The 18,930-nt window shown below is 64.2% G+C and carries 22 protein-coding genes; 19 read left to right on the plus strand and 3 right to left on the minus strand.

All coding sequences use genetic code 11. The annotated features are described in order from the left end of the window. Positions 1-13: 13 nt before the first annotated feature. The 19 genes from H8R02_RS23550 to H8R02_RS23640 all read left to right on the plus strand — a co-directional run bounded on the left by H8R02_RS23550 (position 14) and on the right by H8R02_RS23640 (position 17,171). Positions 14-367, plus strand: a complete 354-nt coding sequence (locus tag H8R02_RS23550; protein ID WP_187083958.1) for a hypothetical protein — start codon at positions 14-16, stop codon at positions 365-367. 80 nt (positions 368-447) lie between these two features. Next, positions 448-1,644 (plus strand): TolC family protein, encoded by a 1,197-nt coding sequence (locus H8R02_RS23555; RefSeq protein ID WP_187083959.1) that lies wholly within the window; start codon positions 448-450, stop codon positions 1,642-1,644. A 44-nt stretch (positions 1,645-1,688) separates the two neighbouring features. Continuing rightward, positions 1,689-2,201 (plus strand): hypothetical protein, encoded by a 513-nt coding sequence (locus H8R02_RS23560; RefSeq protein WP_187083960.1) that lies wholly within the window; start codon positions 1,689-1,691, stop codon positions 2,199-2,201. 5 nt (positions 2,202-2,206) lie between these two features. Next, entirely contained in the window at positions 2,207-3,310 is a 1,104-nt protein-coding gene (locus tag H8R02_RS23565; protein WP_255429529.1) for an efflux RND transporter periplasmic adaptor subunit, read from the plus strand. A gap of 2 nt (positions 3,311-3,312) precedes the next feature. After that, positions 3,313-6,426: an efflux RND transporter permease subunit gene (locus H8R02_RS23570; RefSeq protein WP_187083961.1), complete on the plus strand. Its 3,114-nt coding sequence runs from the start codon at positions 3,313-3,315 to the stop codon at positions 6,424-6,426. A 32-nt stretch (positions 6,427-6,458) separates the two neighbouring features. Then, positions 6,459-6,836 carry a hypothetical protein gene (locus H8R02_RS23575; RefSeq protein WP_187083962.1) on the plus strand — a complete coding sequence of 126 codons (378 nt, stop codon included), beginning with the start codon at positions 6,459-6,461 and terminating at the stop codon, positions 6,834-6,836. After that, positions 6,836-7,279, plus strand: a complete 444-nt coding sequence (locus tag H8R02_RS23580) for a hypothetical protein (RefSeq protein ID WP_187083963.1) — start codon at positions 6,836-6,838, stop codon at positions 7,277-7,279. Before H8R02_RS23575 ends, H8R02_RS23580 begins: the two co-directional genes overlap by 1 nt. A gap of 1 nt (position 7,280) precedes the next feature. After that, on the plus strand, positions 7,281-7,958 hold the full coding sequence (locus H8R02_RS23585) for a DsbA family protein (RefSeq protein WP_187083964.1): 678 nt from the start codon (positions 7,281-7,283) through the stop codon (positions 7,956-7,958). A 355-nt stretch (positions 7,959-8,313) separates the two neighbouring features. Next, positions 8,314-8,745 carry a hypothetical protein gene (locus H8R02_RS23590; RefSeq protein ID WP_187083965.1) on the plus strand — a complete coding sequence of 144 codons (432 nt, stop codon included), beginning with the start codon at positions 8,314-8,316 and terminating at the stop codon, positions 8,743-8,745. A gap of 36 nt (positions 8,746-8,781) precedes the next feature. Continuing rightward, the gene (locus H8R02_RS23595; protein ID WP_354004968.1) at positions 8,782-9,201 is read left to right on the plus strand and encodes a hypothetical protein; all 420 of its coding nucleotides are present in this window, start codon (positions 8,782-8,784) and stop codon (positions 9,199-9,201) included. 12 nt (positions 9,202-9,213) lie between these two features. Beyond that, entirely contained in the window at positions 9,214-10,638 is a 1,425-nt protein-coding gene (locus H8R02_RS23600; RefSeq protein WP_187083966.1) for a TolC family protein, read from the plus strand. A gap of 30 nt (positions 10,639-10,668) precedes the next feature. Next, positions 10,669-12,084 carry a multicopper oxidase family protein gene (locus H8R02_RS23605; protein WP_187083967.1) on the plus strand — a complete coding sequence of 472 codons (1,416 nt, stop codon included), beginning with the start codon at positions 10,669-10,671 and terminating at the stop codon, positions 12,082-12,084. A gap of 42 nt (positions 12,085-12,126) precedes the next feature. Next, positions 12,127-12,627 carry a cupredoxin domain-containing protein gene (locus tag H8R02_RS23610; RefSeq protein ID WP_187083968.1) on the plus strand — a complete coding sequence of 167 codons (501 nt, stop codon included), beginning with the start codon at positions 12,127-12,129 and terminating at the stop codon, positions 12,625-12,627. 5 nt (positions 12,628-12,632) lie between these two features. Further along, positions 12,633-13,130 carry a DUF411 domain-containing protein gene (locus H8R02_RS23615; RefSeq protein WP_187083969.1) on the plus strand — a complete coding sequence of 166 codons (498 nt, stop codon included), beginning with the start codon at positions 12,633-12,635 and terminating at the stop codon, positions 13,128-13,130. Beyond that, complete coding sequence (locus H8R02_RS23620; RefSeq protein WP_187083970.1) at positions 13,127-13,471, plus strand: copper-binding protein; 345 nt, start codon at positions 13,127-13,129, stop codon at positions 13,469-13,471. Before H8R02_RS23615 ends, H8R02_RS23620 begins: the two co-directional genes overlap by 4 nt. Before the next feature lie 26 nt (positions 13,472-13,497). Further along, complete coding sequence (locus H8R02_RS23625) at positions 13,498-13,674, plus strand: hypothetical protein (RefSeq protein WP_187083971.1); 177 nt, start codon at positions 13,498-13,500, stop codon at positions 13,672-13,674. A gap of 158 nt (positions 13,675-13,832) precedes the next feature. Next, a complete protein-coding gene (locus H8R02_RS23630) occupies positions 13,833-14,168 on the plus strand; it encodes a four-helix bundle copper-binding protein (RefSeq protein WP_187083972.1) in 336 nt (111 codons plus the stop codon). A gap of 37 nt (positions 14,169-14,205) precedes the next feature. Further along, positions 14,206-14,631 carry a DUF305 domain-containing protein gene (locus H8R02_RS23635; protein WP_187083973.1) on the plus strand — a complete coding sequence of 142 codons (426 nt, stop codon included), beginning with the start codon at positions 14,206-14,208 and terminating at the stop codon, positions 14,629-14,631. A gap of 131 nt (positions 14,632-14,762) precedes the next feature. Next, complete coding sequence (locus tag H8R02_RS23640; RefSeq protein WP_187083974.1) at positions 14,763-17,171, plus strand: heavy metal translocating P-type ATPase; 2,409 nt, start codon at positions 14,763-14,765, stop codon at positions 17,169-17,171. A 35-nt stretch (positions 17,172-17,206) separates the two neighbouring features. On the opposite strand, the gene merB is transcribed toward H8R02_RS23640, so the two are convergent. From merB to H8R02_RS23655, 3 genes are all read right to left on the minus strand, one after another. Beyond that, complete coding sequence (gene merB, locus H8R02_RS23645) at positions 17,207-17,860, minus strand: organomercurial lyase MerB (RefSeq protein ID WP_187083975.1); 654 nt, start codon at positions 17,858-17,860, stop codon at positions 17,207-17,209. Positions 17,861-17,878: 18 nt separating this feature from the next. Beyond that, positions 17,879-18,214, minus strand: coding sequence for an oxidoreductase dimerization domain-containing protein (locus H8R02_RS23650; protein WP_435531301.1), 336 nt, complete (start codon positions 18,212-18,214; stop codon positions 17,879-17,881). A 109-nt stretch (positions 18,215-18,323) separates the two neighbouring features. Beyond that, a complete protein-coding gene (locus H8R02_RS23655) occupies positions 18,324-18,908 on the minus strand; it encodes a cytochrome c3 family protein (protein WP_187083976.1) in 585 nt (194 codons plus the stop codon). Positions 18,909-18,930: the final 22 nt, after the last annotated feature.

Genomic DNA, 18,930 nt, shown 5'->3' on the forward strand with positions numbered 1-18,930 from the left:
AGGATTCCGCCCCATGCGTCGCATTTGGATCCTGTTGCTTGTGCTGATGCTGCCCCTGCAAATGGCTTGGGCGGCCGCGCACGGCTATGCCCATGACGCAAACGCCACGGCGCACGTGCGCGTCGAATCTCAGCTCAAGGTCGACGTCGCTGCAAGCTCGGATGTCGCGATCGATCAGCAGGCCGAGGCCAATAGCCATGGCTGCTGCGACATGGCGCACACCTGTCACGGCTCGGCCACCATGATGCCGACGTCGGTCATTGAGCTTGGCACCGATGCCCGGAGCCTCCTGAATGCCTCGGATGGAGCGTTCATGCTCCAGGTGCTGGCCGCTCGCCACGACCGGCCAAATTGGGTTCCCGCCTGAACGGCGGGCCCGCGACCTTGTTCCCCTCACCCTGATCGCTGGTTCCGCCGAAACGTCTTTCGTGACTTTCGGAGAACTGGATGCGTTTGTATTTCCCAAGGCCTTGGGCCTTTGTGGCGTGTTTCATCGCGGCTGGCGTTCATGCGCAGCCGGCGCCAACCCTTCGTGATTCGACCGAATCGGCCTGGGCGCTGACGCCACAGGCGCGCTCTGCACAAAATCGACAAGCCGAGCTGGAAGCGCGCGGGCGCGCTGCGTCTTCCTTGCTGGCCGGCCCTCCCAGCGTGGGCATCTCGCATCGGACGGACCGCATCGGCAGCAACGGTGGGTTGCGCGAGACGGAGGCCGAACTGTCGGCGCCGTTGTGGTGGCCGGGCGTGCGCAGTGCCAACGCGGCGCAGGTCGAGGCCGATCGCGTCGCGTTCGAGCGTCAGCAGTTGCTCGCCAAGGCGAAGGTCGCGGCGGAGGTCCGGGACTTGGCCGCCCAGGCCGCGCTTGCGCAGATCGAACGCCAAGTTGCCCTGCGCAAGGCCGAAGAAGCGAAGGTCCTCGCGGCCGACGTGGCGCGGCGTGTGAAGGCCGGCGAGTCGGCTCGTGTCGACCAGCTGCAGGCTGAAGGCTTGTTGCAGCAGGCCGCAGCGACACAGTCGCACGCCGACGCTGCGCTCGCTCGCCTGCAGGGCCTATGGCGCGCGCTGACCGGCTTGGATCGTATTGCGACGCTGGACGAATCACCGGGTCAAGCCGGAGAAAACGCCGCTGTCGCAGCGGCACAGGCCGCCGTGCATGCTGCCCGGGCCAAGTTGCAGCTGACCGCCGCCGACAAGCGCGACCCGCTTGAGGTGGGGGTTGGTGTCACGCGTGAGCGTCCGGCCTTTGGCTCGGCCAACGAGCGTTCGATGAAACTGTCGCTTCGCATACCCCTGGGCAGCGAAGGCCGCAACGCGCCCAAGCTGGCAGGCGCGCGCGCCGATTTGGATGCAGCCGAAGCGGATGCCGAGGCCGTGCAACGCACCGCCGACGCAGAGCGGCTTTCCGCGACCGGCGAACTCGAGGCGGCGAGGCGTGCAGAGGTGGCCGCGGCGCAGCGCGCGCGCATGGCTGCCGAGGTCCAGGCTCTTATCGCGAAGTCTTACCGCCTCGGCGAGAGCGACCTGCCGACGCGTTTGCGCGCAGAGACCGAGCGATTCGAGGCCGAATTGGCCCATGCACGCGCGCAAGTGGAGACACGCCGCGCCATCTCCAAACTCAATCAAGCCTACGGACTTCTTCCATGACGGACCCATCGTTTCTGAACTCACTTCTTCAAGGCGTTCGGCTGATGGCGCTTGTCGCTTCAATCGCGGTCGCTCCAGTGTTCGCCGACGACGGGCACGACCACGACAAGCCGGCCGCTGCCGGCGCGGCCAGTCCGCGCGTCGAAGCCCACTCGGATCTGTTCGAACTGGTTGGTGTCGTCGACAAGGGCCAGATGACCGTCTACCTAGACCGCTACGCCACCAACGAGCCCGTGCTGGGTGCCAAGGTCGAGTACGAGGCCGGCACCAACAAGGGCGTGGCCGCGCCGCAGGCCGACGGCACTTACCTGATCAAGTTCGATGCACTCGCGAAGCCGGGCGAGTTGCCGTTCTCGTTCACCGTCAGCGCGGGCTCCGACACCGACCTGCTCGCAGGCGAGCTCGACTTGAAGGATCCGCACGACCGCGCAGGCGAGGGAACCCGCTCCTGGCTGAAGTGGCTGGGGTACGCGCTGGCCGCGGCGCTCACCCTGGCCCTGGCTGTGTTCCTCACGCGCAAGTACAAGACCACGCGCAGTGCGCGCCTGAACGGTTGAACCAGATGATGAAGCAGACTCTTTCCCTGGCTTTGCTCTGTGCCTTGGTGATGCCCGCGTGGGCAGGCCCAGGTCACGACCACGGCGACTCCGCGCCGGCGGCCACCAGCAATTCGCCGAAGCGCAATCCCGACGGCAGTGTCTTCCTGCCCAAGACCTCGCAGCGGCAACTGGCGGTGCGCACGATCGTGGCCGAGGCCAAAGCGGTGCCGCAGACGGTTGAACTCACAGGCCGCGTCCTGATGGATGCCAACGCCGGTGGCCGCGTCCAGCCCACACAGGCTGGTCGGGTAGAGGCGGTGGACGCTGGCCTGCCTTCCTTGGGACAGGCCGTGCGCAAAGGCCAAGTGCTCGCCATCGTGCGTTCATCGGCCGGCGCGATCGAGCGCGCCAACCAGCAGGCGCAAAGCGCCGAACTCGCCGCGCAGCTAGAGCTGGCACGCCGCCGGGCAGCCCGCTTGGCGCAGCTCGAGGGGACCGTCCCGCAAAAGGACATCGAGGCCGCTCAGGCCGATGTTGGCAGCCTGCAGCAGCGCTTGGGCGCCGTGCGCGGCTCCGTGACGGCCACTGAGCAGTTGGTGGCACCCATCACCGGCGTCATCTCGGCGGCCAACGTGATGGCTGGCCAAGTCGTCGATGCGCGCGAAGTGCTCTTCGAGATCGTCGATCCGAGTCGCCTCGTGGTCGAAGCGCTGGCCTTCGACGTTGCGCTCCTGAGCGGCATCGCCTCGGCCAGTGCCTCGCCGGCCGCTGGCGTGAACGTTCCCCTGCGGTTCGTTGGCGCCGGACGTTCACAGCGCGAAGGCGCGATCCCGCTCACATTCCGCACCGCAGGCAACGTCGCAGTGCCTCTGGCTGTGAACCAACCCGTCAAGGTCGTTGTGCAGACCCGCACGCCGATACAGGGCGTGCCGGTCCCCGCCGGCTCGGTAGTCAAGAACCCGAGCAATCAGGACATTGTCTGGGTTCACACAGGTGCCGAGATCTTCCAGCCGCGGCCGGTGCGCGTCGTTCCTCTCGATGGCGCACTGGTATCGGTGGTCGACGGCCTGAAGGCCGGTGACCGCGTGGTGACGCAGGGTGCATCGCTCGTGAACCAGGTGCGCTGACGATGTTCGAGAAACTGGTTCATTCCTCGCTGCGCAACCGCCTCATCGTGGTGGTCGCCGCGATGATCCTGATGTTCTACGGCGCGTTCACGCTCACGCAGATGCCGGTGGACGTGTTCCCAGACCTGAACAAGCCCACGGTGACGGTCCAGGCCGAAGCCGGCGGCATGGCCCCCGAGGAGGTTGAACAACTGATCACCGCCCCGCTGGAAACCGCCATGGGCGGCATTCCCGGGGTGGAGAGCATCCGCTCGGTCTCCAGCGTCGGCCTCGCCTTCGTTTACGTCACCTTCGACTGGAAGACCGACATCTATCGCGCTCGCCAAATGGTTGGCGAACGCCTGTCCGTCGCGCGCGAACAGCTTCCACCCGGCATCGAGCACGTGGCCATGGGGCCGGTGAGCTCGATCATGGGCGAGATCATGTCGGTGGCGCTTCCCATCGATGCCGCGAAAACCAGTCCGATGGCGGTGCGTGAGTACGCCGACTTCGTGATCCGGCCACGACTGCTCACGATCCCGGGAGTGGCCCAGGTGATCCCCATCGGGGGCGAGGTGCGCCAGTACCAGGTGCAGCCCAACACGGCACGCATGGCAGCCCTCGGCGTCACGGTGGAGAACATCGAGGCTGCGCTGAAGGGCTTCTCGTCCAACACCAGCGGCGGGTTTCTGGAACTCAATTCGCGTGAGTACCTGATTCGCAATATCGGCCGCACGACACGCATCGAGGACCTGCAACGACTGCCAGTCGCCTTCCGCAACAGTCAACCCATCAGCCTGAACCAGGTGGCCACGGTCGTCTTCGCGCCAGCGATCAAGCGGGGCGATGCCGGCTACAACGGCAAACCAGCGGTGTTGCTCGGAATCCAGAAGCAGCCCGATGCCGACACGGTGAAGCTCACGCAGCGGGTGGAGGAAGCGCTGGACGGATTCAAGAAGAGCCTGCCGGCCGGGATGGGCGCGCCCATCGTCACCATGCGACAGGCCAGCTTCATCGAAGCCTCGGTCAACACGTTGCAGGGCAAGTTCCTCGCCGCGGCGATGGTGGTTGCTGCCGTGCTGTACTTGTTCCTCATGAATGTGCGCACGACGCTGATCGCGCTCACGGCCATTCCGCTGTCCGTGATGATCACCGTGCTGGTGTTCCGTTACTACGGTTTTTCGATCAACACGATGACGCTGGGCGGCCTCACCATTGCCATCGGTGGCCTGGTCGATGACGCAGTCGTCGGCGTGGAAAACGTCCTGCGACGGCTTAAGCTCGATCGCACGGCACATCCGACCGGCCGCATGGGGCCTTTGGAACTGATCGCGCGAGCCACGCTGGAGGTCCGGTCCGCGATCCTCTACGCGACCGTCATCATCGTGCTGGTGCTGCTGCCGCTGTTCTTCCTGCCTGGCATTGAAGGGCGGTTGATGCAGCCACTGGCCGTGGCCTACATCGTGTCGCTACTCGCGTCCATGCTGGTGTCGGTCACTGTGACTCCGGTGATGGCCTACTACCTCTTGCCCAAGATCAAAGGCCTGGATCATGGCGACACGCGGGTGCAGGCCTGGGTGAAGGCGCGCTACGAGAGTGGCCTGCGCCGTGTGCTGGAGCGACCCAAACCCTGGCTGGTAGGCGGCGCCGTGGCCGTTGCGTTGGCGGCGCTTTCCGTGCCGCTGTTTCCGACCACGTTCCTGCCGCCCTTCAACGAAGGCGTTGCCTTGGTCGGCTTGCGGCTGAACCCAGGCACGACACTCGCGGAGACTACGCGTGTCGGCGCCGTCGCTGAGATAAACCTGCAGACTGTTCCCGAGGTCGAGCACGTCGGCCGCCGTTCCGGCCGAGCCGAACTCGACGAGCACGCCGAGGGCGTCCACGTCTCCGAAATCGACGTGAAGTTGAAGCGCAGCGACCGCAGCGTGGAGGAGATCTACTCTGATCTGCGCAGCAAGGTGTCGGCACTGCCGGCCGCCATTGGCATCGGCCAGCCGATCAGCCACCGTATCGACCACATGCTCTCGGGCGTGCGCACGCAGATCGCGGTCAAGATCTACGGCGACGACCTCGACACACTGCGCGGCCAGGCCGAGGCGCTGCGCCAGCGCATGTCTTCGATCGAGGGTGTCGTGGACCTCGAAGTGGAGAAGCAGGTCCTGACGCCCCAGATCAAGGTCCACGTCGACTATGACCGGGCACTCGGCTACGGCCTGCCGCCGGCCAAGCTGCTGCGCGAGCTGCAGATGATGATCGACGGCGAGAAGGTGACCCAGATCGTCGAGGGCAGCCGCCGCTTCAACCTGGTGCTGCGCCTGCCGGAGTCTGCGCGTGGCATCGAGGGCCTGCGCAACATCTTCATCGACACGCCAGGCGGACGGGTGCCGTTGTCTCAGCTCGCGACCGTAGAAGAGTCGGACGGGCCCAACCAGATCAGCCGGGACGACGGCCGCCGCCGCATTGTGATCTCTGCCAATGCGCAGGGCCGCGCGCTCAGCGACGTCGTGGCCGATATCCGCAAGTTGAGCGCGGAGACCAAACTGCCCCAGGGCTACTTCATCACCATCGGCGGGCAGTTCCAGGCGCAGGAAGATGCCAGCCGCCTGATAGGCCTGCTATCGATCGCATCGGTTGGCCTGATCTTCCTGATCCTTTGGTCGCGCTACCGGTCGTCGGTGCTCGTGATCATCATCATGGTGAACATCCCGCTGGCGCTGGTCGGCGCCGTGTTCGGCCTGTGGCTCTCCGGGCAACCGCTGTCGGTGGCGGCGCTCGTGGGATTCATCACGTTGGCCGGCATCGCGATCCGCAACGGGATCATGAAGGTGTCGCACTACATCAACCTGTGCGCCTTCGAGAACGAAAACTTCGACGACCAGATGCTGGTGCGAGGCTCGCTGGAGCGGCTGACACCCGTGCTCATGACCGCGCTGGTCGCGGCACTGGCACTGGCCCCACTCCTGTTCGAAGCCGATCAGCCGGGCACCGAGATCCTGCACCCGGTGGCCGTGGTCATCTTCTTTGGCCTCATCACTTCCACCCTCCTGGACTCGTTCCTGACCCCTGCCATGGTCAAGCTGTTCGGCCGCAAGCCGATCGAAGACCTGGTGGAGGACTCAGGCAGCGAAGTCTTCTAGTTTCTATCCACGTTCATGAAAGGAACCATGCAATGAAGTTCGCCACCATCATCATCAGCGCCTGCATCGCCTTCACCGGAACCTCGGCCTTTGCCCAGAAGAAGGACGATCACACCCCGAAGCACGGTGGCATCTGGGTGGAGACCAAGGCGCTCGATTTCGAGATCGTCGCCAAGCCCGAGCTGATTCAGGTCTATGTCGGGGACCACGGCAAGCCGGTGAAGCTCGACGGCGCGAAGGGCAAGGTGACCCTGCTCAACGGCTCCGAGAAGAGCGAGGTCGAGCTCGCGCCCACGGTCGACAAGCTCGAGGCCAAGGGCAGCTTCAAGGTCGCCAAAGGCACCAAGGGAATCGTCAGCGTGACGCTGGCGGGCAAGCCGGCCGCGACCGCGCGCTTCGAGGTGAAGTGATGGCCCAGCTCAGGCTTGCGTCGCTGCTGCTCGCCCTCGCGGTAAGCGGTTGCGCGTCATCCGTCTACGACGGGAAGTACGCATGGGAAGACGGATGGCGCGAAGCGAAGGTCGAGAAGGTCGGGCTCGCGTCCGACCTCGGCGACAGGAGCTACTTCGACTGTCGCCACAAGATGACCACGGATCAGGCCGCGGCGGGTCAATTCGCCGTGCTCGGCCTGCAGCACATGGGACGGCATCGGCACCAGATCGTGCCCGTCGATCCGACAGCACAGCCCGCGAAGGGCGCGGAGGTGCTCACCAACGTGCGCCGGTGCGATGCGCCGGTGGCGCGCCAAGGGCGCCAAGGCCATCATCAGCGTGGCGCTGGCGGGCAAATCGGCCGTGACGGCACGCTTCGAGGTGAAGTGATGCACCCGATCGCGCGCGCCGAGGTGCCGTAGTATGAAGCGGCGTGTCGCAACAGTCCTGCTTGTGCTGGTTGTGGCTGCCGCAGTCGCAACCGCGTTTCTTGAGCCGGCGCAGCTTTCCGGTGGAGAACCTGGTCCATCCGGCCCGGCTACTCTTCTGGCCGCGACCGCGGCGCCAGCCGAAATTCTGATCAGGCCGCACTCACCTGTACTCGGGGCCGCAGAAGCGCCGGTGACCGTGGTGGAGGTTTTCGATCCGTCCTGCGAAGCCTGCCGTGCGTACTACCCGCATGTGAAGAAGATTCTTGCTACCCATCCTGGCAAGGTCAAGCTGGTCCTCCGGTATGCGCTCTTTCACAAGGGATCGGACGTTGCCGCAGCGCTGCTGGAGATGGCGCGCATGCAAGGCAAGTACGAGAGCGCGCTGGAGGCGCTGCTGGATCGACAGCCGGAGTGGGCGGCGCATGGCGCACCCGACCTCGCGTTGGCCGCGCGCATCGTGCAGGGTGTGGGGGTGGACGTCAGCGCGCGCAAGCAGCAAGAGGTGCTCGGTGCCGTGCAGCGAATCCTGCAACAAGATACCGCTGACGTGAACGCGCTGCAGATCGAGCGCACGCCGACCTTCTTCGTGAACGGCCGGCAGCTCATCACGCCTAGCCATCAGGCTCTCGGCGAGGCGGTGGCGGCTGAAGTTGCAAAGCATGCGCGATGACTTTGCGCGTGAACTCCCGCTTCAGCGACGTCGGAGAGCCTGGCCGGTCACTTCACTTTCGTGACGACGTAGTCCTTGCCATCATGGGTGAATTCAACGTCGACTTGCTTGCCTTCGCCCAACTTGGGGTGATCGCGGATTCGGTGCAGTTTGTAGCGGTTTGATATGCGCGCAAAACCTCGCGGTGCCTCCTATGGCCAGCGTCCGGCGTCGAGCTGAGCTCTGTAACGAACGTGTTGAACTTGGTTGGGTGGAAGCGCGCCAGTCGCTCGCGGCCAAGAAGCCCGCCGACCAATGTGCTTGAAACGTGTCGCCTCACCACAAGCGCGACAAGTCTCAGTAGAATCGTCAGTTCATGTCGCGTTTTCGGCTCTTCCTCGCTTGGCTCATCGTGGCCGCTATCCCCTTGCAGGGATTGGCGGCTGCGTCGATGCTGTTTTGCGGGCCTGGGCCGCACCATGCTCCGGTGCAGGCGGCCGCCTCCCAACAGGATCAGCTGTCGCATGCCAGCAATGGTGATGCCGCGCACGATCACTCCAAGCACGCCGACGAAGCGAAGAACGAGGCCAAGGACGAGGCCAAGAAGGTCGGCGACAACACCAGCAAGAAGCTACCTGCCGCATCGCACAAGTGCGCCGTCTGTGCATCGTGCTGCAACCTCGTCGCCGTCGCTGAATTCCCCGAGTTTCTGGAGTTCACGGCACTACCCCAGGCAGCGTTGGCTGAACCCTTCGTGCTGATTCACCCTCGACCTTCCCAGGTCCCCGACAAACCACCTCGCGCCTGATTGCATCCAAGAGCGCCAGCTTGACTGGCGCCGCGGGTGCTTTCGTTCGTCCGCCATGCCGTTCCGGCGATGGCGGTACATCCCCATGAACAACGCGAGGTTCCCATGTTTCAACCCATGCTGGCCCTATGGCTGGCGGTCTCATCGGGTCTGTTGACGCTGGCAGCGTCAGCCCAGACTCCAGCGGTTCCACCGGCGCGCGCCGCCGCGTCCGCCCTCGTTGCACGAACACCGGCCACGCCGGGCGAGTACCGCTCCGCCCTGGAGGGCTACCAGCCCTACAGCGAGAACAAGATGGTGCCCTGGAAAGAAGCCAACGACACGGTTGGCAAGATCGGCGGCTGGCGAGCCTACGCAAAAGAAGCGACCGAAGGGCAGGGACAACAATGGCATGCCGGCCACGCCGCGCCCGCGGCGAGTGCGGCCAAGCCCGCCGCAAGCCAGGCCAAACCCTAGAGAGCGAACGAAATGCAAAGAACCTTCCGTCTCGCTGCTGTGGGCGCGGCCGTGCTCCTCCTCGCCGGATGCGCGAGCGTCAACATCGATCAAGCCCTGCAGGAAACCAACCAGTCGACTCAAGGCTTCACCCAGGGCAAGCTGGAACTCAGCCGAACCGAGCAGCAGCGCCAGTCGCGCAGCCAGCTCAGCGAACAGCTATTGGCCAAGCCCTTGACCATGGACGACGCCGTGCAGCTCGCCCTTGCGAACAGCCCGTCCATGCAGGCGCTGGTGGCGCAGAGCTGGGCCGACATGGCCGCCGCCAACCAGGCTGGGCGTATCGGCAATCCCGTCTTCACGTTCGAGCGCATCCGTGCCGGCGACGAACTGGAACTGGGGCGCCTGCTGTCCATCGGCCTTCTGGACCTCCTCACGCTGCCCCAGCGCCAGGTGATTTCCCGCAACCAGGTTGCCCAAGCCAAGATTCAGATGAGCGGCACCGTGGTCGAGCAAGTGAGCCAGGTCCGCCAGTCCTGGGTTCGCGCCGTCGCCGCCCAACAGTTGCTGCAGTACGCCGACCAGGTCAACCGGTCGGCCCAAGCCAGCGCGGAGCTGGCCAGGCGCATGCAGCAGGTGGGCAACTTCACCAAGTTGCAGCGGGTACGGCAGCAGGCCTTCTATGCCGATTCGGCGGCGCAGCTGGCTTCGGCGCAGCATGCGGTCACAGCCGCGCGCGAGGAACTGGTGCGCCTGCTCGGGTTGACGGACGCGCAGGCGATGCAGCTCAAGCTGCCGGATCGCCTGCCGGATCTGCCGAAGGAGCCGAAGGCGGGCACGGACGTCAGCGCGTCGGCGCTCCAGCAACGGATCGACATTCAACTGGCCCGCCTGCAACTTGACGTGGCCGGGAAATCGCAGGGCCTCGCGCTCTTGAACAGCTTGCTGGACGTCGAGGCCGGGGTCCGCCGGGATACGGTTTTCGACACCGCCTCTGGTCAGAAGAGCCATCGCAGGGGCTATGAGCTGGAGATCCGGCTTCCGATCTTCGACTGGGGCGGCGCCCAGCGCGCCAGCATGAACGCGCAGTCGCTGGCCGCAGCCAACCGGTACGAGGCCGTTGTGCGCTCAGCGTCGTCGCAACTGCGGGAGAGCTACTCGGCATACCGTACGGCCTACGACCTGGCCAGGCACTACCGCGACGAGATCGTGCCGCTGCGCAAGGTGATGGCCGAGGAGAACGTGCTTCGCTACAACGGCATGCTGATCGGGGTGTTCGAGTTGCTGGCCGACAGCCGGGACCAGATTGCCAGCGTCATGCAGGCCATCAACGCACAGCAGCAGTTCTGGCTGGCCGACGCGGGCCTCGCCTCTTCGATCATCGGCAAGCCGCTCGCCATGGGCGCAACGCCGGTTTCCACCAGCACCACAAGCGGCTCCGCAGGGCCGGGCCACTGATGGCTCGCCGCCCAACACACAAGAAATCACATGACCAGCAGACGCAACTTCTTATCCGGCGCCGGTGCGATCACGGGCGCCATCGCCGCCGCCTCGGTCAGCAAGGTCGCCATGGCGGCATTGCCCGAACCGGCGATGCAGACCAAGCCCGACACCATGCCGCCGCTGGTGCCCAACACCGGGCGGCACTACAACCCCGTCGTCACGCTCAATGGCTGGACGCTGCCCTGGCGCATGAACAGCGGCGTCAAGGAGTTCCACCTGGTCGCAGAGCCGGTCGTGCGCGAGATGTCGCCGGGGTTCAAGGCGCACCTGTGGGGGTACAACGGCCAATCGCCCGGGCCGACCATCGAAGTCGTGGAGGGCGATCGCGTGCGGGTGTTCGTCACCAACAAGCTGCCCGAGCACACCAGCATCCACTGGCACGGCCAACGCCTGCCAAATGGCATGGACGGCGTGGGGGGGTTGAACCAGAAGGCGATCGAGCCGGGCAAGACCTATGTCTACGAGTTCGTGGCACGACGCCCAGGCACCTTCATGTACCACCCTCACGCGGACGAGATGACGCAGATGGCGATGGGGATGATGGGGTTCTGGGTGACCCATCCCAAGGCCAGACATCCGCTGATCGACGAGGTGGATCGCGACTTCGTTTTCCTGCTCAACGCCTACGACGTGGAGCCAGGCGCGTACACGCCCAAGATCATGACGATGCTGGACTTCAACCTGTGGACGTTCAACAGCCGCATCTTCCCGGGCATCGACTCGATGAACGTGCGCAAGAACGACAAGGTGCGCATCCGCATCGGCAACCTGACGATGACCAACCATCCCATCCATCTGCATGGGCATGAGTTCCTGATCACCGGAACCGACGGCGGGCCGACGCCTAAGAGCACGCGCTGGTACGAGGTGACGGCGGACGTGGCCGTGGGCCAGATGCGCCAGATCGAGTTCCTGGCCGACGAGGAAGGCGACTGGGCCTTCCATTGCCACAAGAGCCACCACACGATGAATGCGATGGGCCATGACGTCCCGACCATGATCGGGGTGGACCACCGCAAGGTGGTCAAGGACATCGTCAATCTGGTGCCGGACTACATGGTGATGGGCGAACGCGGCATGGCCGACATGGCCGAGATGACGATGCCGCTTCCGGACAACACCGAACCCATGATGGGCGGACAGGGTCCGTTCGGCTCTGTCGAAATGGGCGGCATGTTCACCGTCGTCAAGGTCAGGGCCGACCAGAAGCCTGGCGACTACAAGAACACCGGATGGTTCAAGCACCCGCCCGGCACCGTGGCCTACGAGTTCAAGGGCGAACTCCCCAATCCTGCGCGCTTCCAGTCCGAAGGCACTGGCTCCATGCCTGCCCGAGGAAAGCCAAAAAAAGATGTGGAAGTCCAGATTCGTAAACCCTCATCCGGCCACTCCGGCCACTAACCCGGCGAATCCGCCAACCGTGTCATTGAAAGGACATTCGAGATGAAACGTAGGAAAGCTTTTCTCGCCGCTGCGTTGATTGGCATGCCATTGGTCGTCTTCGCTCACGAAGGCGAAGATCACAAGAAGAAAGCCGGGCCCGTCAAGAAAGAACAGAAGGACTGGGGCATCGCGGGCGACGCGAAGGCCGTGAAGCGCACGATTGAGGTCACGATGACCGACAACATGAGGTTCACGCCGGACAAGATCGAGGTCAAGCAGGGCGAGACCATCAAATTCGTCATCAAGAACAACGGCAAGATGATGCACGAGATGGTCATCGGCACGAAGAAGGTGCTGGACGAGCATGCGGCTCTGATGATCAAGTTTCCGAATATGGAGCACGAAGAGCCATACATGACGCATGTGGCGCAGGGAAAGACCGGTCAGATGATCTGGAACTTCAATCGTCCGGGCGATTTCGACTTCGCCTGCCTGATCGCCGGCCACTATCAGGCCGGCATGGTCGGAAAGATCAAAGTCGTTGCGACAGGGAAAGGCTGACGGGTATGGAACCGGCCACAAGCACAGAGTTCGCCGTCTGCCGTCGCGCGGTTGTTGCTGCGGCCGCGGGCAGCATGTTGCTCGCGGTTCATGCCCCGGCCTCGGCGAAGTCGGTCTTCGCAGAGGTCTGGAAAGACCCGAACTGCGGCTGCTGCAAGGACTGGGTGGCGCACCTTGAGGCCGGCGGCTTCAAGGTGAAGGCCAACGACACCGGCAACGACCGCATTCGCGAGCGACTGGGCGTGGACCGCAAGTATGGGTCATGCCACACCGCGCTCGTTGGCGGCTATGCCATCGAGGGTCACGTTCCGGTGAAAGAAATCCGGCGAATTCTCAAAGAGAGGCCGGCCGCGCTGGGACTGGCCGTGCCAGGCATGCCGATCGGATCACCGGGCATGGATGGAGGGCCCTACGGGAACCGCAAGGATCCCTACAACGTGATGCTGCTGACCAAGGACGGCGGTGCCACGGTCTATCAACGCTACGAAGGGAGTAAATCATGAAAGCCATCAAACATGCACTACTGTCCGCGGCCGTCGGCGCTGCCGCTGTCTTGCCGTTGACGGTTCAGGCGCAAGCCAATGCAACTGGCTCCGCCGCGACCGCCAAACCGGCGGCGGGCGAAATGACCGAGGCCGAAGTGCGCAAGGTCGACAAGGACAGCAAGAAGATCACGCTGAAGCACGGCGCGATCAAGAACCTCGACATGCCGCCCATGACCATGGTGTTCGGTGTCAGCGACGAAAAGCTTCTGGACAAGGTCCAGGCAGGCGACAAGGTTCGCTTCACTGCTACCGGGGAAGGTGGCAAGTACACCGTGACAGACCTTCAGCCGGTCAAGTAAGGGCGGCGCGGCCGATGGCCCATGAGATGTTCAAGATCGCCAACGCCTCGCAGGAGACGTTGAGCATCATTTTGGTGGGCGGCGGTTTGATGGCGCTTTTCTTGGCCGCGTTGACAGGGTTTCTGATCTGGCGCGACAAGCGCCGCGGCTTGGGAACGCCCAGGCAGCGCGGACTTCGCACACGCAAGTCTCGAAGACGGTGACAACGCCGCGGGGACTTGCCTACGAGTGAGTGACGGACGCCCGTGCGGGCGCTTCGAAGGGAGTTGGGGCAGCAATCAGCGCCAGGCGGTGCTGAAGGAGTCGCGGCGTTGTGTCGTGCAACCTCGCTCGGCGGTTCAATCTTGTTTTGGAGAAACCTATGCCCCACCAAAAGTACCTCTCGTGCATCGAAGCCTGCCACGCCTGCGCCGTCGCGTGCAACCATTGCGCCGCATCCTGCCTGCAGGAGCAGGACGTAAAGATGATGGCGCCCTGTATCGCGCTCGACATGGATTGCGCTGCGATCTGCCAACTGGCCGCCGCGGCGATGGCCCGTGGCAGCGAACATGCGAAGGCCATTTGCGGCCTGTGCGCCGACATCTGCCAGTCGTGCGGCGCCGAGTGCGCCAAGCACGACATGGAGCATTGCCAGCAATGCGCGAAGGCGTGCCATCAGTGCGCCCAGGAATGCCGCAAGATGGCGGCGATGGCCTGAATTCGGAAACAACCAACAAACACCAAGGAACACTGAAATGACTCAACAACGCAGACACATCATGGCTACGGCCGCAGCTGTGATCGCACTGACCGCCGGCCTACTGCAAACGGCCGTTCAGGCTCAGACGAGCAAGCCCGCTCACCCGAGCGGACACAGCACCACTGCCAGCACCGCCCAGCCGCCCTCAGGCGGCATGGACACGAAGGCGATGATGAAGGAGAACAACGACAAGATGGCTGGGATGTCGATGACCGGCAAACCTGACGTCGATTTCGCGATGATGATGCGCATCCATCACCAAGGCGCGATCCAGATGTCCGAGGCCGAGCTCAAGGACGGGAAGGATGCGGAGATGAAGAAAATGGCCCGCAAGATCATCTCCGACCAGAAAAAGGAAATCGCGCAGCTCGACAAGTTCCTGGCGAAACAGGGCCACTCGATGGACAAGATGAAGAAATAGCGGAGCCGGTTTTGGCACTCCCGAACCTCGATCCGTGAGTGCTGCGAGCGGTCGTGAAAAGCTCCATAGTCCATGATAGTCCGGCTCCTGCCGGGTCCGGGCCATGGCTTGCCCAACACCAAGGAACAAGGATGAACAGGTCTGTCCACGATCACACCTCGCATCAGAGACATCAGCATCACGAGCCGATCCCCGGTGCTGCTGACCTCAAGGACCCCGTGTGCGGGATGGCCGTCAAGACAACCTCACCACACCACATGGAGCATGACGGGGCCCCGCTCTACTTTTGCAGCGCCGGCTGCAAGTCCAAATTCGCCGCGGACCCGAGCAAGTACCTCACGGCACATGGCCCGGTACCGTCCCCCGCCGATGCAGTGCCAGCGGTTGCGGGAACGGCCGATGCAGTGCCAGCGGTTGCGGGAACGGTCTACACCTGCCCAATGCATCCTCAGATCCGACAAGACCGCCCAGGGGACTGCCCGATCTGCGGCATGTCATTGGAGCCTCTCCTGCCGACACTGGAGGACGACGAAAACCTCGAGCTGAAGAACTTCAGCCGGCGGTTCTGGTGGACGCTGCCGCTCACGATCATCGTGACCTTGCTCGCGATGTTCGGGCACCAGGTCGGCAGGTTCAGCGTGTCGGCCCAAAGCTCGATCGAACTCGCGCTCTCCCTGCCCATCGTCTTGTGGGCCGGCTGGCCGTTCTTCAAAAGGGGCGCGCAGTCGGTCGTCAACCGCAGCCCGAACATGTGGACGCTGATCGGGCTCGGGACGGGCGCGGCTTTCGTGTACAGCGTCGTTGCAACGGTGGCGCCGGGCGCATTCCCGCCTGAGTTTGCCTCCATGGGCCGGGTAGCCGTCTATTTCGAAGCGGCCGCCGTGATCATTTCGTTGACGCTTCTGGGTCAAATGCTCGAGCTCAAGGCGCGGTCGCAGACGTCGGCAGCGATCAAGTCGCTGTTGGGCCTGGCGCCGAAAACGGCACGTCGTATCAGGGCCGACGGTTCGGAAGAAGACGTACCCCTGGCCAACGTCCACATCGGGGATTTGCTGCGCGTTCGGCCCGGTGAAAAAGTTCCGGTGGACGGCGTCGTTGTCGAAGGCAGCAGCTCCGTTGACGAATCCATGCTGACTGGGGAACCGATGCCGGTTTCAAAGCGGGCTGGCGACAAGTTGATCGGCGCCACGCTCAATACGTCCGGTGCCTTGACCCTGCGCGCGGAGAAGGTCGGCTCCGCCACCGTGTTGTCCCAGATCGTCCAGCTGGTCGCGCAGGCACAGCGCTCGCGCGCGCCGATGCAGCGAATGGCGGACCAGGTGGCGGGCTACTTCGTCATGGGCGTGATCGCGATCGCCCTGGTCACGCTGCTGGTCTGGGGCTTCATCGGCCCGCAGCCCAGCTGGGTCTACGGCCTGATCAACGCCGTCGCGGTATTGATCATCGCCTGTCCCTGCGCGCTGGGACTGGCCACGCCGATGTCGATCATGGTGGCCACCGGGCGGGGAGCCACTCAGGGGGTGCTGTTCCGGGATGCGGCCGCGATCGAGAACTTCCGCAAGATCGATACCCTGATCGTCGACAAGACCGGCACCCTGACGGAGGGGCGCCCCGTCTTCCAGAGGGCCATTGCCGTCCCCGGGCGTACCCCGGATGAGGTGTTGCGCCTGGCGGCCAGCCTGGATCAGGGCAGCGAACACCCGCTGGCAACGGCCATCGTGCAAGCCGCCAACAAGCAAGGCCTCGCGCTCGCGAAGGTCGATGCGTTCGAGTCCGGCTCGGGCATCGGCGTAACAGGGACGGTCGATGGGCAATCCCTGGCGTTGGGCAACACCGCTTTGATGGAGCAGATGGGGGTGGACAGCTCCAGCCTGAAACGTGAGGCGGAAGACCTGCGGGGCCAAGGCGCAAGCGTCATGTACCTGGCGCTGGGCGGTCGGTTCGCCGGGCTGCTGGCGGTGTCGGACCCCGTCAAGGCGAACACGCCGGAGGCCCTTCAGTCGCTGCATGCGGCCGGCATCAAGGTGATCATGGCAACGGGAGACGGATTGACCACTGCTCAAGCGGTGGCCAAGACACTGGGCATCGATGAGGTCCATGGCGAGGTCAAGCCCGCGGACAAGCTCGCGCTGGTCGAGCGCCTGCAGGCGCAAGGCAAGGTCGTGGGCATGGCCGGCGACGGGATCAACGACGCCCCCGCGCTGGCGAAGGCCGATGTGGGCATCGCCATGGGAACCGGAACCGACGTGGCCATGAACAGCGCGCAGGTGACGCTCGTCAAGGGCGATCTTCGCGGAATCTCCGTCGCGAGGCAGCTCTCCGACGCGACCGTTGCCAACATGAAGCAGAACCTCGGGCTCGCCTTCGTCTACAACGCGCTGGGCGTGCCATTGGCAGCGGGAGTGCTGTACCCGTTCACCGGGATGCTGTTATCGCCGATGTTCGCGGCCTTGGCCATGAGTCTCAGTTCGGCCTCGGTCATCGCCAATGCACTGCGGCTGAGAGGTGCCGAAGGCACCGCCCGGCGGCCGGGCAGGTAGGTCTTGCTTGACGCCGCAACATGCAGCGTGCCGGCTCAAGTGGCTGGACTGGAGCGGGACGAGTCAGCGATGACGCGAATGGCTCGGGCCACCGCCCTTCCCAGTTGAAAACCACGCTCCACGGGCATGATCCACGCATTCTGCAGGCCACGAGCCCATTGAGCACCGGCCTCAAGCGAAGCAAAGAAGTGGACATTGCAGCAGAACGTAGTCTGGATGGACGCATTGGGCGCCGACACCACGATCGATATCACTGCTGTCGAGGGCATCGCAACGCCCAACTTGTCCGGCGAGACTTCCAGAGAGATCGCGGCTCCCGTGACCGGGCAGCTTGAGCGAACCCTGGCGGGTTTTTCGAGCAGTGCCGGTAAAAACAACGTGTCCAATGCGCACCAGGCATACAGCTTGCGGCCTTCGACCTCAAACTGGTGCGGGGTTTCGCGGAGCGTCAATGCGTACCCGACGACGTTGCCCTCGTCGTCCCATTCGACGCCGTTGGCTTGCTTCAACAGGATTTCCGCTTCGCTGCCAGCGGCCAGGCCGGCGCGTTCGGCAAGCGCGCCGGCGCTCACAGGCTGTCCCTTGGACAACTCGCGCAGCAGCGCAATGAGGATGGGCGCGAAGCCTTCGGCGCCATTGGGCGCCGACAGGTGCTGGGCGAGATCGTTGGCCAGCCTTTCTTCCTCCATCACATCGAGCTCCTTTCTCTAGCCGGCGCAGCACGACAGCTGGGAGACGTCCTTCGTGAAGGTCTGGGCGGCCAGCTTCAAGCCCTCCACCATGGTGAGGTAGGGGAACAGCTGGTCCGCCAGGTCCTGAACTGTCATGCCGGCGCGCAGAGCCAGTGCCGCGGTCTGGATGAACTCGCCCGCTTCAGGCGCGACAGCTTGTACTCCGAGCAGGCGCCCGGACTGCGCTTCAGCCACAACTTTGATGAAGCCGCGGGTATCGAAGTTGGCGAGCGCCCGCGGTACGTTGGGGTAGTCGTACTTTTCGTGCAGGTTGGTGCGCTTTGCTCCGAGAACCCGTTGCACGACAAGCACTTACGATTCAGGCTCTTGCGAGGGCTGCGGGTTCTTCGTGCAGATTGGTGCGCTTCGTCTCGGGCACCCCTGCGAGGCCGGACCACGCGGTCTCACGCGATCAGCCCGGTCAGACCTCGTCGCTCCGGTCGCGAAACTCCAGCTTGAACTGCCAGCCCTCGAAGGTCGCAACCATCCGTCCAAGTTCGTCCCAGGAGAGCTCACTGCCATCGACTACGACCATCGGCACACCATGATCCTCCTCGGGATCGCTGTCGACGGTCCCCAGCAGCACCAAGCCATCGTTCACCTGCAGTCCGAGGTCTGTGTCCTCCAGATGCGTGAGAGCCAATGCTCGGCGCATCTTGCCGATTAGCTTGCCCAGCAACTCCAGTGGGTCGTCGTCAGGCTCCCCGATCACCTGAAACCGATAGCCCGCCGGGCTGCCATCGCGCAACTCGAACGCGTCGATCGCCAATCCGGTGCCGCACAGCCAGCTGCGAAACCGGAACTCGTGCTCGGCGCCGCGACCGTCGACCATGCGCACAGGTTCGAAGACCACGTGCTCAAACCCCTGCAGCCCGAGGCGGCTGGCCGCGGCCCCATTGAAGCATCGGCCGCAGAGCTTCCTGTAGCCGCCTTCCATCGAACCGTAATTCACGACGTCGTGGGCGGGCGTGGGCTGATGGCAGGCGTCGCAGATGATGGTCTGCATGGGTGGTGATCTGCGAGGAGGC

The sequence above is a fragment of the Ramlibacter albus genome (assembly GCF_014297445.1).
Taxonomy (GTDB): domain Bacteria; phylum Pseudomonadota; class Gammaproteobacteria; order Burkholderiales; family Burkholderiaceae_C; genus Ramlibacter; species Ramlibacter albus.

Bases quoted from the DNA above. Each gene is read 5' to 3' on its own strand.
- H8R02_RS23550 (WP_187083958.1), top strand. From the start codon at position 14: ATGCGTCGCATTTGGATCCTGTTGCTTGTGCTGATGCTGCCCCTGCAA.
- H8R02_RS23555 (WP_187083959.1), top strand. From the start codon at position 448: ATGCGTTTGTATTTCCCAAGGCCTTGGGCCTTTGTGGCGTGTTTCATC.
- H8R02_RS23560 (WP_187083960.1), top strand. From the start codon at position 1,689: ATGGCGCTTGTCGCTTCAATCGCGGTCGCTCCAGTGTTCGCCGACGAC.
- H8R02_RS23565 (WP_255429529.1), top strand. From the start codon at position 2,207: ATGATGAAGCAGACTCTTTCCCTGGCTTTGCTCTGTGCCTTGGTGATG.
- H8R02_RS23570 (WP_187083961.1), top strand. From the start codon at position 3,313: ATGTTCGAGAAACTGGTTCATTCCTCGCTGCGCAACCGCCTCATCGTG.
- H8R02_RS23575 (WP_187083962.1), top strand. From the start codon at position 6,459: ATGAAGTTCGCCACCATCATCATCAGCGCCTGCATCGCCTTCACCGGA.
- H8R02_RS23580 (WP_187083963.1), top strand. From the start codon at position 6,836: ATGGCCCAGCTCAGGCTTGCGTCGCTGCTGCTCGCCCTCGCGGTAAGC.
- H8R02_RS23585 (WP_187083964.1), top strand. From the start codon at position 7,281: ATGAAGCGGCGTGTCGCAACAGTCCTGCTTGTGCTGGTTGTGGCTGCC.
- H8R02_RS23590 (WP_187083965.1), top strand. From the start codon at position 8,314: ATGTCGCGTTTTCGGCTCTTCCTCGCTTGGCTCATCGTGGCCGCTATC.
- H8R02_RS23600 (WP_187083966.1), top strand. From the start codon at position 9,214: ATGCAAAGAACCTTCCGTCTCGCTGCTGTGGGCGCGGCCGTGCTCCTC.
- H8R02_RS23605 (WP_187083967.1), top strand. From the start codon at position 10,669: ATGACCAGCAGACGCAACTTCTTATCCGGCGCCGGTGCGATCACGGGC.
- H8R02_RS23610 (WP_187083968.1), top strand. From the start codon at position 12,127: ATGAAACGTAGGAAAGCTTTTCTCGCCGCTGCGTTGATTGGCATGCCA.
- H8R02_RS23615 (WP_187083969.1), top strand. From the start codon at position 12,633: ATGGAACCGGCCACAAGCACAGAGTTCGCCGTCTGCCGTCGCGCGGTT.
- H8R02_RS23620 (WP_187083970.1), top strand. From the start codon at position 13,127: ATGAAAGCCATCAAACATGCACTACTGTCCGCGGCCGTCGGCGCTGCC.
- H8R02_RS23625 (WP_187083971.1), top strand. From the start codon at position 13,498: ATGTTCAAGATCGCCAACGCCTCGCAGGAGACGTTGAGCATCATTTTG.
- H8R02_RS23630 (WP_187083972.1), top strand. From the start codon at position 13,833: ATGCCCCACCAAAAGTACCTCTCGTGCATCGAAGCCTGCCACGCCTGC.
- H8R02_RS23635 (WP_187083973.1), top strand. From the start codon at position 14,206: ATGACTCAACAACGCAGACACATCATGGCTACGGCCGCAGCTGTGATC.
- H8R02_RS23640 (WP_187083974.1), top strand. From the start codon at position 14,763: ATGAACAGGTCTGTCCACGATCACACCTCGCATCAGAGACATCAGCAT.
- merB (WP_187083975.1), bottom strand. From the start codon at position 17,860: ATGGAGGAAGAAAGGCTGGCCAACGATCTCGCCCAGCACCTGTCGGCG.
- H8R02_RS23655 (WP_187083976.1), bottom strand. From the start codon at position 18,908: ATGCAGACCATCATCTGCGACGCCTGCCATCAGCCCACGCCCGCCCAC.